Here is a 14,502-nt window from a genome sequence, read left to right as displayed (position 1 = left end):
GGGCTCACAGCGTCGATCTGACCCGGATGATCTTGCGCCGCAGCCAGACGCGTCGCTCGCCCCCCACGTACAGGCGGGTGCGTGCCAGCTCCCAGCGCCCGTACTCGGCCTCGTCGGTGAGCAACCGGCTCGCGTCGGACCGGCTCGTGGAGCGGTCGATCGTCAGGACGCGGTACTCGTACTGCCCACCGTGCGTGGCCCACCCGGACCCCTGGCGTGACGTCGGCCTCTCCTCCACGCGCCACCGTCCTCTCTCGTACGTCCTGTGCTCCGGGCCGGTCGGACCGGTCCGGTTTACGAGTGCCATTGTGCCCCTCGCGGGGCTACCGTCAGGGTATGACCGCTGACCCGCGTGCCGCACTCGACCGGTTCATCGCCGCGCTCGAGGCCCACTACAACGCTGTCGCCGCACGCCGCGGGGAGGAAGACCCCTCCGTCGACGACGCCTACTACGTGCTCGCGGACGCCTTCGAGGTCTACGACGAGGCCCTCGGACAGGTCCACGGGGAGGCGACGCCGTTCTACCTCGCGGAGGAGGACGACGACGAGGACGACGAGGACGACGAGGACGAGGACGAGTCGCTCGACGACGCCCTGGACGACGCGCTCGACGACGACGAGGTCCTGTCGGGCGAGCTGGAGACCGACGGCGCCCGCTGAGCCCGCTCTCTCGTCACCAGCGCTCGGGGTAGCCCTCGTCGATCGCGCTCACGTCGTCGAGCGCGGCACGCACCGCGTCGGGCAGCTCGAGGTCGGTCGCCGCGAGCGACGCCCGCAGCTGCGCGGGCGTGCGTGCCCCGACGATCGCGCTCGCGACGGTGGGACGGCCGAGCAGCCACGAGAGCGCGACGTCGAGGGGTGCCCGGCCCAAGCCCTCGGCGGCGGTGACGACCGCCTCGACGACCCCGGACGACGCCTGGTCGAGGTAGGGCTCGACGAACGCGGCCAGGTGCGGGGACGCGCCCCGCGAGTCCGCCGGCAGCGACCGGCGGTACTTGCCCGTGAGCACACCGCGGCCGAGCGGCGACCACGCGAGCAGCCCGAGCCCGAGCTCCTCGGCCGCGGGCACGACCTCGCGCTCCGCGCCGCGCTGCAGGAGCGAGTACTCGAGCTCGACGGCGGCGAGGCCGACGTCGTCGGTGCCGCCGAGCAGCGCCGCCGCCCGCGCGGTCGCCCAGGCGGGGTGGTTGGACAGGCCCACGTAGCGGGCGCGGCCCGAGACGACCGCGTGGCGCAGCGCGGACAGCGTCTCCGTGAACGGGGTGCGCGGGTCGGGAGCGTGCACGAGGAACAGGTCGACGTGGTCCGTGCGCAGGCGCGCGAGCGAGTCGTCGAGCGAGTCGAGGAGCGCACCGCGCGACGCGTCGACGACCGGTCCTGCCGACGTGTGCCGCACGCCCGCCTTGGTGCACAGGAGCACGTCGCGCCGGTCGACCTTCGTCCCGAGGAGCGAGCCCACGAGCGACTCGGCGTCGCCGTCGGCGTACGACGCCGCGGTGTCGACGAGCGTCCCGCCCGCGTCGACGAAGTCGCGCAGCTGCTCGGCGGCGTCGAGCTCGTCGGTGTCCCGGGCCCACGTCATGGTCCCGAGTCCGAGCGCGGACACGCGCAGGCCGGTGCGACCGAGGTGGCGGTGTTCCATGGGAGCCGAGGGTACCGGCGCACGGCCGATCGCGACCGTCGGGGCACGCTCGCACGGGCGCGGCCGACGCAGGTTCACCCGGTCGGTCGGGCTCGAGCGCCGGGCCTGATGGAAGGCGTCGGGGAGGGCGACGGCCAGCGGGTATCGTGACCGCTCGTGAACGCGTGGGAAGCAGTCCTCCTCGGCCTCGTCCAGGGCCTGACCGAGTTCCTCCCGATCTCCTCGAGCGCCCATCTGCGCATCGTGGGCGAGCTCATCGGCTCGCAGGACCCGGGGGCCGCGTTCACGGCGATCACGCAGATCGGCACGGAGACGGCGGTCCTCCTCTACTTCCGGCGTGACATCGCGCGGATCTGCGCGGCCTGGTGGCGGTCCGTGCGCGGCGACCACGGCACGGACTGGCGCGCGCGCCTCGGCAAGCACGACCACGACGCCGCGATGGCGTGGTTCATCGCGCTCGGCTCGGTCCCGATCGTCGTGCTCGGCCTGCTGTTCCAGGACGCGATCGAGAACACGTTCCGCAACCTGTACCTCACGGCGCTCATGCTCGCGGTGTTCGCGCTCCTGCTGGGCTGGGCGGACCGCATCGGCGCCAAGCGCCGGGCGCTGCGCGAGCTGAGCCCGCGGCAGGCGGTCCTGTTCGGGTTCGCCCAGGCGCTCGCGCTCGTGCCGGGGGTCTCGCGCTCGGGCGGGACGATCACGGCCGGCCTGCTCATGGGCTTCACGCGCGAGGCCGCGGCGCGGTACTCGTTCCTCCTCGCGATCCCCGCGGTGATGGGCTCCGGGTTCTACCAGCTGTTCAAGTCGTCGGGCGATCCCGTCCCGGGCGCGCCCGGTGCCGGTGCGACCCTCATCGCGACGGTCGTCGCGTTCGTCGTGGGGTACTTCGTCATCATCGCGTTCCTCAAGATCGTCTCGACCTTCAGCTACGCGCCGTTCGTGATCTACCGGCTCGCGCTCGCGGCCGTCGTCGTCCTGCTCCTGCTGTTCGGCGTGCTCGAGCCGGGCGGGACGGCGGCCTCGACCCCCTGACGGGACGGGCGGGACGGGTCAGAGCCAGCCGGCGCGCTTGAACACGCGGTAGAGGGCGACGCATCCCACCCCCATGAGCGCGAGCGCGAACGGGTAGCCGAGCGCCCAGTGCAGCTCGGGCATCTGGTCGAAGTTCATGCCGTAGACGCCCGCGACGATCGTCGGGTACACGAGGATCGCCGCCCAGGCGGAGATCTTGCGCATGTCCTCGTTCTGGCGGACCGACACCTGTGACATGTGCACCTGGAGCATGTCGGAGAGCAGGTCGTCGTGCGCGTCGAGGTGGCGGTCGATGCGCTCGACGGTCGCCGAGACGCGCTCGACCAGGCGCCGGTTCACGCCGAGGTGGTCGGAGACGTCGGGGTCGAGGAGCTCGGGCAGCTCGGCCGTCACCGGCATGAGCGCGCGCCGGGCCTCGGTGATCTCGCGCTTGAGCTCGTAGATGCGCTCGACGGGGTCGTCGCGCTGCCGGTCGAACACGAGCCGCTCGGTCTCGGCCACCGCGTCCCCGAGCCCGAGCTCGACCTCCGAGGCGCCACCCACGATGGCCAGGACGGCCGCGGACACGACGCGGCGGACGACGTGGCCGTCCGGAGCGCCCGGCGTCTCGAGCTTGTCGAGCATGATCTCGTGGACCCCCGCGTCGCCGTCCTCGGCCGTGAGGACGGTGCCCGGGCCGAGCAGGCAGGCGAACTGTCCGGTGTGAACCTGACGGTCCGCCTCGGTGAACCACGCCGTCGGCGTGACGAGCAGGAGCCAGTCCGGGGCGACGCGACGCACGTTCGCCAGGGGGTGCCGTCCGTGCTGGAGGGTCGCCCGGGGCGCGCGGTACAGACCCGTCGTGACGCGCGCGGCCGCGTCGAGCACCGCGTCGAGGTCGGCCAGGCGCGCCCAGGTGACCCTGGCGTTGTCCGCCCGCCCGCCGTCCGCCCCGGCCGGCGTACCCGAGGTCGACGCGGCGGCGCCGGTGCCTGGCACCGGCGAGACGGAGGCCGGGTCGAGCGGACGGACGTCGGCGGAGCCGGGGTGGATCGTCCACGCCGCGACGGCGCGCAGGTCGGACGAGGCGCGGTCCACGTCCGGGCCGTGCTCGGTGGGCTTCGTCACGTCCGCATTCTCCCGCGTGGCCTGCTGCCGCGCGCGTCCGGCCCCGGGGCGTGTCGCTCCCGAGAGCAGGCCCGGACGGCGGCGGCCCGGCCGTGGCCCGGCCGTTAAGGTGGTCGCGTGCACAGCTGGCCCGCCCCGCAGATCCCCGAGCTCCCCGGACGAGGCCTCCCGGTCCGGGTGCACGACTCGTCCACGCGCGAGCTCGTCGTCGCCGCCCCGGGCGAGTCCGCGACCCTCTACGTCTGCGGGATCACCCCCTACGACGCGACCCACATCGGGCACGCGGCCACGTACGTGACGTTCGACCTCCTCGTGCGCGCCTGGCTCGACGCCGGGCACCGTGTGACCTACGCCTCCAACGTGACCGACGTGGACGACCCGCTGCTCGAGCGTGCCGCCGCCACCGGGGTGGACTGGCGCACGCTCGCCGTCGAGCAGACCGCGCTGTTCGCCGAGGACATGACCGCCCTCGGCGTCGTGCCTCCCGACGTGTACCAGGGCGCCGTCGAGACCATCCCGGCGGTCGTCGCGGCCGTGACCGAGCTCCTCGCCGCAGGCGTCGCCTACCGCGTCCCCGTCGAGCCCGGCGCGGGCGGCACGGACCCCGGCCTCGGCGACGTCTACGCCGACCTGTCCGCCGACGCGGGCTTCGGGTCCGTCTCACGCCTGGCCCGCGATGTCATGGAGCACCTGTTCGCCGAGCGCGGGGGCGACCCGGAGCGCGAGGGCAAGAAGGACGTCCTCGACCCGCTCCTGTGGCGCCGCGAGCGGCCGGGCGAGCCCGCGTGGGACGGCGGAGAGCTCGGCACGGGCCGTCCCGGGTGGCACGTCGAGTGCGCCGTCATCTCGCGCGACGGTCTCGGGCTCCCGTTCGACGTCCAGGGCGGGGGAGCGGACCTGCTGTTCCCCCACCACGAGATGTCCTCGTCCCACGACCGGATGCTCTCCGGCGGCGCCGCACCGGGTGCGCACGTGCACGCCGGGCTGGTGGCGTACGAGGGCGAGAAGATGAGCAAGTCGCGCGGCAACCTCGTGCTCGTCTCGAAGCTGCGCGAGACGGGGGTCGACCCGATGGCGATCCGCCTCGCGCTGCTCGCGCACCACTACCGCGGCGAGTGGGAGTGGACGGACGACGACCTGCCCACGGGCTCGCGACGCCTCGAGACCTGGCGCGACGCCGTCTCGGGCAACGGCGGTCCCGACGCGACCGGGACGCTCGCGGCCGTCCGCGCGGCGCTCGCGGACGACCTCGACGCGCCCGCGGCGCTCGCGGCCGTCGACGCGTGGGCCGCGGAGTCCCTGCGTCCCGGCCGCGACACGTCCGACGACGTCGAGGGTGCACCGGGCGTGCTCGCGCGAGCGGTCAACGCCCTGCTGGGCGTCCGGCTCTGACCAGCGCCTGAGGCGGCCCGACGCGGATCGAGGTCAGACCGCCGGGCCCTTGCCCCGGTCTCCGGGGTTGCCGCGGTCGCGGCGGCGCAGGTACCGCTCGAACTCGCGCGCGATGGCCTCGCCGCTGGCCTCGGGGAGCTCGGCCGTGTCCTTCGCCTCCTCGAGCTGCTGCACGTACTCCGCGATCTCCGCGTCCTCCGCCGCGAGCTCGTCGACGCCGTGCTGCCACGCCTCGGCATCCTCGGGGAGGTCGCCCAGCGGGATGGGCTCGGAGAGCAGCTCCTCGATGCGCGCGAGGATCGCGAGCGTCGCCTTGGGCGACGGCGGGTGGGCGACGTAGTGGGGGACCGCGGCCCACAGGGAGACGGACTGCAGCCCCCGTTCGGCGGCCGCGTGCTGCAGCACCCCGACGATGCCGGTCGGGCCCTCGTAGGTGCTCGGCTCGACGTCGAGCACGGCCTGCAGCCCGACGCTCTCCGACGTCGCCGTCATGGGGATGGGCCGCGTGTGCGGCACGTCCGCGAGCAGGGCCCCGAGCGTGACGACGGTCCGCACGCCGTGCTCCTCCGCGAGGTCCAGCAGCTCGCGGCAGTACCCGCGCCACCGCATCGACGGCTCGATCCCGTGCACGAGCAGGACCCGGCGACCGCCCGGCGCGACCGTCGCGGTCGCGATCGTCGTGGTCGGCCACGTGATCTCACGACGCCCGTCGTCGTCGGTCGTGACGATCGGGCGGTTCACCTGGAAGTCGTGGTACTCCTCGGGGTCGAGCTCGTCGACGTCCTGCGCATCCCAGACCTCGTGCAGGTGCTGGAGGGCGGCCGTGGCGGCGCTCCCCGCGTCGTTCCAGCCCTCGAACGCCGCGATCATCACGGTCTGGCGGGTGCCCTCGGGTCCGTTCTCGCTCATCGCCCCACCCTATGCGGCCGGGCCCGACGACGGCGGAGCGGGTTCGCGCGTGGCGTACCCCCACGTACGCTGGAGGGCAGGGCGTGCTCCGGCGCGCCACCCCCGACCCCCTCCCTGGAGCCATCGCCGTGACGTCCCCGCGCCCCGCCACCGAACCCGCCCTGCCGCAGGCCGTCCTGTGGGACATGGACGGGACCCTGGTCGACACCGAGCCGTACTGGATCGCCGCAGAGCACGAGCTCGTCGGCGCGCACGGCGGCACGTGGACGCACGAGGACGCGATGTCCCTCGTCGGGAACCCCTTGCGTGAGTCCGCCCGGATCATCCGGGAACGCGGCGGCGTCGACCTTCCGGTCGACGAGATCGTCACGTTTCTCATGGGCCGCGTCATCGACCAGGTGCGCGTCGAGGTCCCGTGGCAGCCCGGCGCGCGCGAGCTGCTCGTCGCGCTGCGCGAGGCCGGCGTGCCGTGCGCGCTCGTCACGATGTCCTACCGCGAGCTCGCGGAGCCCGTCGCGGAGCTCGCACCCGAGGGGGCGTTCGAGACGCTCGTGTGCGGGGACGAGGTCGAGCGTGGCAAGCCCGACCCCCAGCCGTACCTGCTCGCGGCCGAGCGACTCGGCGTCGACATCACGCGCTGCGTCGCGATCGAGGACTCCCCGGCCGGCATCGCGTCGGCTCGTGCGTCCGGTGCCGCGACGCTCGGCGTGGAGGCCGTGGTCCCGGTCGTGCCGGCGCCCGGGCTGAGCCGGACGCCCTCGCTCAGGCTCGTCGACGTCCCGCTCCTGTCGCGGCTGGTCGCGGGCGAGGTCGTCGACCTCATGGCCGAGGCCGCCTGAGACATCGAGCCGGCGTCCGCCGGTACGTCCGCGTGCGCGCCGCCTCAGAGCAGCTCGGCGAGCATCGCGGCGGCCCGCGCGGCGCCGTCGGTCTCGACCGGCAGGGGGCGTCGGTGGGCGTCCGACCCGACGCGGCTGGTCCCGCCGTCGGCGCCTCGTACGAGCTCGGCGACCATCGCCGCGGCGAGGGCGTCCGGGTCGCACGCGTCGCCGTACTCCACGCACGTACCGGCACCGTAACGCTCGAGCCGGTGACGGACGTGCACGTTCTGCTCGAAGTGGTGGCGCAGCGGCACGTAGAGGAACGGTCGCCGCGCGGCGGCGAGCTCCATGCACGTCGTGAGGCCGCCCTGGACGACGGCGAGGTCGCACGCGCCGAGGTGCCGGTAGAGGTCGGGCACGTACCCGCGATAGGTGACCCCCCGCCGTCGCGGCAGGCTCGCCGGGTCGATCCGGGGGCCGGTGACGACGAGGAAGCGCAGGTCGTCGACCTGCCGGCGCGCGACCGGGACGGCGTCGAGCACCCGTCGCAGGAGTGACGTGCCGACCGCGGACCCGCCGACCGTGACGACGCAGAGCACGTCGTCGGGTCCGTAGCCGAGGCCCCGCCGCAAGGCCTCGCGCTCGGCCTCGGTCGGTGGCACGAAGCCCGTGACGTAGCCGGCGAAGTCGAAGTTCTCCTCGGTCCACTCCCGGATCCCCGGCAGGCCGGGACCGAACCCGAGGTCGACGACGTCGGCCGGGTTCCCGACGAAGATCGAGCGGTCGCGGACCCGCCGGAAGCGCGACCGCTGCTCGAGCATCTCGGCGTTGTAGTCCGCGGTGAGGGCGGCCTCCGCGGCGCCGCCGTCGGGCATCGGGACCCAGCCGACGAAGTCGGTCATCCACGCGAACGAGAAGCGCTTGAGCTCGGGGTTCTCGTGCAGGAAGTGGTCGACGTCCCAGGCCTCGTCGCCGACCACGAGGTCGTAGCGGCCGTCGTCCACGACGTCCGAGAAGACCATGAAGTTGCCGACCAGGATCTCGTCCATCCGGCGGATCGCCTGGAAGGCGTGCAGGTCGTGGTCGGCGGACTCGGCTTCGACGTGCGCGGACTCGCTGGCCAGCCAGGCCGAGGCTGGGTGCACGCGCTCGCCCGCGTCGGCCAGCACGCGGGTCACGGGGTGCTGGGTGAGCCAGTCGATCTGGAGGTCCGGGTGGTGCTCGCGCAGACCGCGCGCGACGGCGAGGTCACGCCGGGCGTGGCCGAGGCCGATCGGGGAGGACAGGTAGAGCGCGCGACGAACTCGGCTCGGTGCGCGGGTCCACGTCCGACGCCGCGGCCGCGGGGCGGTCTCGGCCGGAGCGACCCGCTCGACGAAGTCTCTGAGGAGGAGGTTCGTCCGCACCGGGTCCCGCGCCGGCAGGCCGTGCCCGCCGCCGTCGACCAGGACGAGCTCACCCCCGGTGAGCGCGGCGAGGCGCTCGCCGATCGCGGCCGGACGCACGGCGTCCTGCTTCCCGTGCACGACGAGCACCGGGCACCTCACCCGTTCGCACACGGGCTCGAGCGGCGTCCGGGTGGCGCCCTCCAGTCCCAGCCGACCGGCGGTGGTGTCCGCGAGCGTCTGCGGGCTCACCTCGTGCGCCCACCGGACGACGTCCTCGACCTGCTTCGTCGAGTGGGGCTCGGCGAACATCTTCCGGGCGAAGAAGTCGACGTAGTCGTCGTAGCCGCCGTCCAGCCAGTACGCCCTGTTGTACTTGGCCCAGCCCCCGGTCGTGTCGTGCGGGACGTCCCACGCGTACTGCTCGCGCTCGGGCGCCGCGACGGCCAGACCGCAGGACGGGGCGATCGCGACCAGCCCCTGCACGCGGTCCGGGTGCGTCGCGGCCAGGTGGACCGCCCACGCCGCCCCGCAGGAGTAGCCGACGACGACGGCCCGGTCCGTCCCCGTGCCGTCCAGCACCGCGGCCGCGTCCGCCGCGTACTGCTCGTCGGTGTAGGCCGGCGCGCCCTGCGGCCGACCTGCGGCCCCGCTGCCCCGGCCGTCGAAGGTGAGGACGCGGGAGGAGCGCGAGAGGAACGGGACCTGGGCCTTCCAGAAGCGCGAGGGCACGAGTGACCAGGTGGGCAGGAGCAGGACCGTCGGACCGTCGGTCCCGTGCACGGCCCAGGGGAGCGGCACGCCGTCGCGCACGACGACGCCGGTCCGGTCGGGCGGACGTGCGGGCGCCGGTCCGGCGCTCGCTGCCGTGGGACGTCCCGTCATCTCCGCAGTCTCCTCCCGGTCGCGGCTCGTGCCCACCCGCCGTCAGGGCCGGATCTCCAGGACGCGGTTGAACGGCGTCTCGGCGACCGACGCGAACCGGCCGAAACCGGCCGCCGTGGCGACGTCGCGGATCCGGGCCGGGCCCGCCTGCGTGCCGAGCGCGAGCCCGACGTCCTGCGACAGCGACGCCGGCGTGCACAGCAGCGTGGAGAAGCCGTAGTACGCCCGGCCGACCGGGTTGAGGTTGTCCTCGACGTGGTCGCCGGCCATCGGCTCGACGACCATCCAGGTGCCGTCCGGGGCCAGCGCGGCGCGTACCTGCTCGGCGGCCCCGACGGGGTCCCCCATGTCGTGCAGGCAGTCGAACATGGTGACGAGGTCGAAGCCCGTCCCGGGAAGCGACTGCGCGGGTGCCACCTCGAAGCGCACCCGGTCGGCGACCCCCGCGTCCGCCGCCCGCTGCCGGGCCGTGGCGATCGACTCCGGGTGGTAGTCGGAGCCGACGAACCGCGACCGCGGGAACGCCTGCGCCATGAGCACCGTCGAGGCGCCGTGCCCGCACCCGACGTCCGCGACGAGCGCGCCGCGCTCGAGCTTGTCGACCACGCCGTCGAGCGCGGGCAGCCACTCGGCGACCAGGTGCGCGTGGTAGCTCGGACGGAAGAACCGCTCGCAGCCCACGTGGACGTCCGTGACGTGCTCGTGCCACCCGAACCCGCCGCCGCTGCGCGCCGCGTCGAGGACGTGGTCGAGGTCGTGCACCGTGCCGAGCGCGAGCTGGAAGAAGCCGGGCAGGAACGCCGGGCTGTCCTCCACGGTGAGTGAGACCGCCTGCTCGGGCGGCAGCGTGTACCGGCCCGACGGCGGGTCGTACGTGAGGTAGTCGCCCGCGGCCTGGGCGTTGAGCCACTCGCGGGCGTACGGCTCCGCCGTCCCGGTGCGCTCGGCCAGCTCGGCCGGCGTCGTCGGGCCGTGCGCCGCGAGGTCGCGGTAGTACCCGAGCTTGTCGCCGAGGACGACGAGCGCCGCGTTGAGCGTCGCCCCGACCTCGTCGACGGCGCGGAACACGAACGCCATGAGGGCGTCCATGTCGAGGGCGGGAGCCTCTCCCGTCGAGGGGGTGGGGGACGAAGCGTCGGTGCCCGGGCCGCTGGTCGTCCCCGGGCTCGTCTGGGTGCTCATCGGATGCTCCTGTGCTGTCGGTGCCCGGCAGGCTTTGCCGGTACGGGCGAACGTAGGTGGCGGCGCCCGCCGCTCGCGTCAGGTGGCCCCCCTGGTCGTCCGGCGCCCTGCGGATCGTCCCGCCAGGGCGGTGCGGTCCCTCCCTAGACTCATGGTCGTGGCACTCGTCGGCAGGGCCGCCGAGCAGGAGGTGGTCGCCCGCCTCCTGGCCTCGGCGCGTCTCGGCCGCGGTGGCGCGCTGACGATCTCGGGCGAGCCGGGGGTCGGCAAGACGGCGCTCCTGACCGACGCCGTCGAGGCCTCCGGGGGGTCGGGCGCCGCGCGGGTGCTCGACGTGACTCCCGCGGAGGTCGAGCAGGACCTGCCGTTCGCCGCCCTGCACGCCCTGCTGCTGCCGGCACTGCCCCTGCTCGACGACATCCCCGCCCCGCAGGCGGCGGAGCTCGGTGCCGCGCTCAGCCTCCGGCACGGGGGCGGGAGGGACCGGTTCGCGATGGGGGCCGCGACCCTGAGCCTGCTGAGCCGGTACGCCGAGGACGGTCCGGTCGTCGTCGTCGTGGACGACGTGCAGTGGGCGGACCGGCCGTCGGTCGACGCGCTCGCGTTCGCCGCGCGTCGCGTGCGCGACGACCCCGTCGCGGTGCTGGTCGCGGGCCGCAGCGGCGAGCTCCCGGAGCCGGTGCGCGAGCTGCCGGGGCTCGAGCTCGGGGGCCTCGCTCCGGCTGCCGCGGCGCAGCTGCTCGACGCGACCTACCCGTCCGGCGCGGCGCGGCCGCTCGACGAGCTGTACCGCGAGACGCGCGGGAACCCGCTCGCCCTGCTCGAGCTCGCGGCCGAGCCGGAGGACGGCACGGGCGCCGGAGACGTCGCCGCAGGGCTCCCGCACGCTCTGCCCGCCCGCCTCCAGCGCGCCTTTGCACGCCGTCTGGACGCTCTCACGGCGTCCGAGCGGGCCGTCGCTCTCGCCGCCGCCCTGGCCGGCGGCGACCTCCGCCTGACCCGCGCCGCCTGCCGACGGCTCGATCTCGACCCGGCCGGTCTGGACGGCGCCGCGCGGGCCGGGCTGCTCACGGTCGACGCCGGACGGGTCGTGTTCCGGCACCCGCTCCTGCGCTCGGTCGTCTACGGCGCGGCCGACCAGGCGCTCCGCCGGCGCGTGCACAGGGCCCTCGCGGACGAGCTCGCGGCCGTGGACGCGGACCGGCACGCGTGGCACCGCGCCGCCGCGACGACGGGACTCGACGAGGACGTGGCCGTGCTCCTCGAGGAGCTCGCCGCGCGGGCGGCCGACCGGACGGCGTTCACCGTCGCCTCGACGGCGCTGGAGCGCGCGGCCCGGCTCAGCGGGGCGCCGGCCCTCGCGCGCTCACGGCTCGTCGCGTCGGCACGTGCCGCCTGGTCCGGGGGCCAGCCCGAGCGGGCCCTCGCGCTGCTCGACGAGGCCGAACCCCCGACCGCGGACCTCACCGCGTCCGGCGCGGAGCTGCGGGCGACGATCGCCCTGCGGTCGGGCTCCGTCCGCGACGGGCTCGACCTGCTCGAGCGGGCGGCCGACCTCGCCACCGTGCACGAGCGGGTGCTCCTCCTCGCCGAGGCCTGCCGGGCGTGCATGTACCTGGTCGACACGGACGCCCTGCGCCGGGTCGAGCTGCGTCTGACCGCCGTCCTGCCCCACGTGTCAGACCCCGCGGTGCGCGCGGTCGGCCTGGCCGCCACCGGGGCGTCGGGAGTCCTGCTCGGCCGGGACAGCACCTCCCGGCTGCGCGACGCCGTCGCGCAGCTCGCCGAGCACGTCGACCCGCTCGCGCAGCCCGCCGCGCTGCCGTGGCTCATGCTCGCCCCGCTTTTCCTGCGCGACGCCGACGGCGGTTCGCCGCTGCGTGCCCTGGTCGACCAGGTCCGGACGCGCGTCGGCGTCGGCGCGCTCCCGGACGTGCTGTTCCACGTCGCCCGCGACCAGGCGACCTCGAACGCGTGGGAGCGGGCCGCCGCCAACTACGACGAGGCCGCCCGGCTGGCTCGTGAGACCGGTCAGGGAGGAGAGCTCGCCATGGCGCTCGCCGGCCTGGCCCACCTCGAGTCCCGGGCCGGGCGGGGCGAGGCGTGCCGCGAGCACGTGGCGGCCGCGTCGGTGCTGTGCCGTGAGCGGTCGATGCACTTCGGCGAGATCTGGTGCGAGCTAGCGCTCGGCGACCTCGCGCTGTCCGAGGGGAAGTCGGGCGAGGCGGAGGAACGGTTCACGGCGCTCGTCGCGCGGCTCGACGAGCTGGGGGTCGGCGACCCCGACCTGCATCCCGGGCCGGAGCTGGTCGACGCCCTGCTGCGGACCGGCCGAGGTGCCGCGGCACGGGACGTCGCGGCCCGGTTCGCGGCGTCGGCGGCCACCACCGGCCGCCCCTGGACCCGGGGCCGCGCCGAGCGCGCTCTCGGGCTCGTCGCGCCCGAGGACGAGCTCGAGGCCCACTTCGAGTCCGCCCTGGTGCACCACGCGCAGACCCGCGACCTCTTCGAGCGTGCCAGGACGCAGCTCGCGTACGGCATGCGGCTGCGCCGCTCCGGGCGGCGCGTCGACGCGCGGGCGCTCCTCCGGGACGCGCTGGGCACCTTCGACGACCTGGGCGCCGCTCTCTGGGCGGCCCACGCCAGGACCGAGCTCGAGGCGACCGGCGAGAAGGTCGCGCCGCGCGAGGGCGTCGGCCCGGGCGCCCTCACGCCCCAGGAGCTCCAGGTCTGCCTGCTCCTCGTCGAGGGACGGACGACGCGCGGGGCCGCCGCCGCGCTGTTCCTCAGCCCCAAGACGGTCGAGTACCACCTGCGCAAGGTCTACACGAGGCTCGGGATCCACTCGCGCGAGGAGCTCGCCGCCGCCCTTCGGGGCTCGGAGCCCGCGACCGCATAGTCTTTCCCGGTGGATGGACCTGAGCCCCGAGCCCCCCGCACGCCCGCGCCGTCGGGCCCGCGCACGAAGGGGTGGGTCATCGGCCGGGTCGCCGGCGCGCCGGTGATCCTCACGCCGTCCTGGTTCGTCGCCGCGGTCGTCCTCACGGTGCTGTTCGTCCCGACCGTGCAGCGGCTCGCGCCGCGCCTCGGCAGCGAGGTGTACCTCGTCTCGTTGGCGTTCGTGCTGCTCCTGTTCGTCTCCGTGTTCCTCCACGAGGTCGCGCACGCGCTCGTCGCACGGGCACGCGGACAGCACGTCACCGAGCTCGCGGTCACGCTGTGGGGCGGGCACACGGCGTACTCGGGCACGTCGGCGCGCCCGCTCGACGGGTTCCTCATCTCCGTCGTCGGCCCCCTGACCAACCTCGCGCTCGCGGTCGTGTCCTGGCTCGCCTTCCAGGCGATGGACACCTTCTCCGTCCCGGCGCTCCTGCTGTACGCGGGCGCGTTCTCCAACGCGTTCGTCGGCTTCTTCAACCTGCTGCCCGGCCTGCCGCTCGACGGCGGGCAGATCCTCGAGTCGGTCGTGTGGGCCGCGACCGGCTCGCGCACGACGGGCACGGTCGCGGCCGGCTGGGTCGGGCGCGTCGTCGCCGTCGGTGTCGTCGCGTGGGCGCTGCTGTGGCCGCTGGCGGTCGGCCGGGATCCCGACCTCTGGACGGTCGCGTGGTCGGCGCTCATCGGCGCCTTCCTGTGGAGCGGGGCCGGGCAGGCGATCACGGCCGGCCGCACCCGCGAGGCCGTCTCCGGGCTCTCGGTGCGCGGGCTCGCGCAGCCCGCGGTCCCGGTGCCGTCGTCCGCCTCCGTGGGCGCGGTCGGCCGTGCCGTCGCCCTCTCGGGCGGCCCGCACGTGCTCGCCGTGCTGGTCGACGCCTCGGGCGCGCCGGTCGGCTACGTCGACCCGACGGCCGCCGCGGCCGTCCCGCCCCAGGCCGCCGAGACCACCCCGGTCGGCGCGGTCGCCGTCCCGCTGCCCGCCGGAGCGACTGTCGACGCGCACCTCGCGGGCGCCGACATGCTCGCCGCGCTGTCCGACGTCGGTCGGGCGGCGTCCGTGGTCGTCGTGACCGACGGCGGCCGGGTCGTCGGGGTCCTCGAGGTCGCCCGCGTCGTGGGGGCGCTGCGCGACGCACGAGGACGTCGCTGACTGGGCCCGTAGGATGGTCGCCCGTGACCTCCGAGCCCTCCGCCTCCACGCCCGAGCCGC

12 protein-coding genes are annotated in these 14,502 nt (G+C 75.1%); 6 read left to right on the top strand and 6 right to left on the bottom strand.

Going from position 1 to position 14,502, the window contains the following annotated elements:
* Nucleotides 1-4: 4 nt before the first annotated feature.
* Nucleotides 5-238, bottom strand: coding sequence for a DUF5703 family protein (locus ACMXGY_RS11745; protein WP_483773173.1), 234 nt, complete (start codon nucleotides 236-238; stop codon nucleotides 5-7).
* Nucleotides 239-336: 98 nt separating this feature from the next.
* Between ACMXGY_RS11745 and ACMXGY_RS11740 the strand changes: the two genes are divergently transcribed.
* Nucleotides 337-660 carry a primosomal protein gene (locus tag ACMXGY_RS11740; protein ID WP_483773172.1) on the top strand — a complete coding sequence of 108 codons (324 nt, stop codon included), beginning with the start codon at nucleotides 337-339 and terminating at the stop codon, nucleotides 658-660.
* Nucleotides 661-673: 13 nt separating this feature from the next.
* Here ACMXGY_RS11740 and ACMXGY_RS11735 read toward each other — a convergent pair whose 3' ends face one another.
* Complete coding sequence (locus tag ACMXGY_RS11735) at nucleotides 674-1,642, bottom strand: aldo/keto reductase (protein ID WP_483773171.1); 969 nt, start codon at nucleotides 1,640-1,642, stop codon at nucleotides 674-676.
* 156 nt (nucleotides 1,643-1,798) lie between these two features.
* Here ACMXGY_RS11735 and ACMXGY_RS11730 point away from each other — a divergent pair, with 156 nt between their 5' ends.
* Nucleotides 1,799-2,674 (top strand): undecaprenyl-diphosphate phosphatase, encoded by an 876-nt coding sequence (locus ACMXGY_RS11730; RefSeq protein WP_483773170.1) that lies wholly within the window; start codon nucleotides 1,799-1,801, stop codon nucleotides 2,672-2,674.
* Nucleotides 2,675-2,692: 18 nt separating this feature from the next.
* Here the strand turns inward: ACMXGY_RS11730 and ACMXGY_RS11725 are convergent, their stop codons facing one another.
* Nucleotides 2,693-3,781 (bottom strand): CorA family divalent cation transporter, encoded by a 1,089-nt coding sequence (locus ACMXGY_RS11725; RefSeq protein ID WP_483773169.1) that lies wholly within the window; start codon nucleotides 3,779-3,781, stop codon nucleotides 2,693-2,695.
* A 117-nt stretch (nucleotides 3,782-3,898) separates the two neighbouring features.
* On the opposite strand from ACMXGY_RS11725, the gene mshC reads away from it, so the two are divergent.
* Nucleotides 3,899-5,173: a cysteine--1-D-myo-inosityl 2-amino-2-deoxy-alpha-D-glucopyranoside ligase gene (gene mshC / locus ACMXGY_RS11720; RefSeq protein WP_483773168.1), complete on the top strand. Its 1,275-nt coding sequence runs from the start codon at nucleotides 3,899-3,901 to the stop codon at nucleotides 5,171-5,173.
* A gap of 33 nt (nucleotides 5,174-5,206) precedes the next feature.
* On the opposite strand, the gene ACMXGY_RS11715 is transcribed toward mshC, so the two are convergent.
* Entirely contained in the window at nucleotides 5,207-6,082 is an 876-nt protein-coding gene (locus ACMXGY_RS11715) for a PAC2 family protein (RefSeq protein WP_483773167.1), read from the bottom strand.
* A gap of 128 nt (nucleotides 6,083-6,210) precedes the next feature.
* Between ACMXGY_RS11715 and ACMXGY_RS11710 the strand changes: the two genes are divergently transcribed.
* Nucleotides 6,211-6,921 (top strand): HAD family hydrolase, encoded by a 711-nt coding sequence (locus ACMXGY_RS11710; RefSeq protein ID WP_483773166.1) that lies wholly within the window; start codon nucleotides 6,211-6,213, stop codon nucleotides 6,919-6,921.
* A 44-nt stretch (nucleotides 6,922-6,965) separates the two neighbouring features.
* On the opposite strand, the gene ACMXGY_RS11705 is transcribed toward ACMXGY_RS11710, so the two are convergent.
* Together ACMXGY_RS11705 and ACMXGY_RS11700 are read right to left on the bottom strand one after the other, a co-directional pair.
* Nucleotides 6,966-9,173 carry an alpha/beta fold hydrolase gene (locus tag ACMXGY_RS11705; protein WP_483773165.1) on the bottom strand — a complete coding sequence of 736 codons (2,208 nt, stop codon included), beginning with the start codon at nucleotides 9,171-9,173 and terminating at the stop codon, nucleotides 6,966-6,968.
* A gap of 42 nt (nucleotides 9,174-9,215) precedes the next feature.
* Nucleotides 9,216-10,355: a class I SAM-dependent methyltransferase gene (locus tag ACMXGY_RS11700; RefSeq protein ID WP_483773164.1), complete on the bottom strand. Its 1,140-nt coding sequence runs from the start codon at nucleotides 10,353-10,355 to the stop codon at nucleotides 9,216-9,218.
* Between the two features lie 157 nt (nucleotides 10,356-10,512).
* Between ACMXGY_RS11700 and ACMXGY_RS11695 the strand changes: the two genes are divergently transcribed.
* On the top strand, nucleotides 10,513-13,254 hold the full coding sequence (locus tag ACMXGY_RS11695; protein ID WP_483773163.1) for a helix-turn-helix transcriptional regulator: 2,742 nt from the start codon (nucleotides 10,513-10,515) through the stop codon (nucleotides 13,252-13,254).
* 9 nt (nucleotides 13,255-13,263) lie between these two features.
* A complete protein-coding gene (locus tag ACMXGY_RS11690; protein WP_483773162.1) occupies nucleotides 13,264-14,442 on the top strand; it encodes a site-2 protease family protein in 1,179 nt (392 codons plus the stop codon).
* Nucleotides 14,443-14,502: the final 60 nt, after the last annotated feature.

It is taken from the genome of Cellulosimicrobium sp. G4 BAM 1002 (assembly GCF_057126935.1).
Note: the sequence above shows the minus strand (reverse complement) of the source record. Positions and strands in the feature narration are given on the sequence as shown.

What these genes read in the sequence shown, in the direction of transcription:
- ACMXGY_RS11740 (WP_483773172.1), top strand. Translation starts at nt 337, where the DNA reads ATGACCGCTGACCCGCGTGCCGCACTCGACCGGTTCATCGCCGCGCTC.
- ACMXGY_RS11735 (WP_483773171.1), bottom strand. Translation starts at nt 1,642, where the DNA reads ATGGAACACCGCCACCTCGGTCGCACCGGCCTGCGCGTGTCCGCGCTC.
- ACMXGY_RS11715 (WP_483773167.1), bottom strand. Translation starts at nt 6,082, where the DNA reads ATGAGCGAGAACGGACCCGAGGGCACCCGCCAGACCGTGATGATCGCG.
- ACMXGY_RS11705 (WP_483773165.1), bottom strand. Translation starts at nt 9,173, where the DNA reads ATGACGGGACGTCCCACGGCAGCGAGCGCCGGACCGGCGCCCGCACGT.
- ACMXGY_RS11700 (WP_483773164.1), bottom strand. Translation starts at nt 10,355, where the DNA reads ATGAGCACCCAGACGAGCCCGGGGACGACCAGCGGCCCGGGCACCGAC.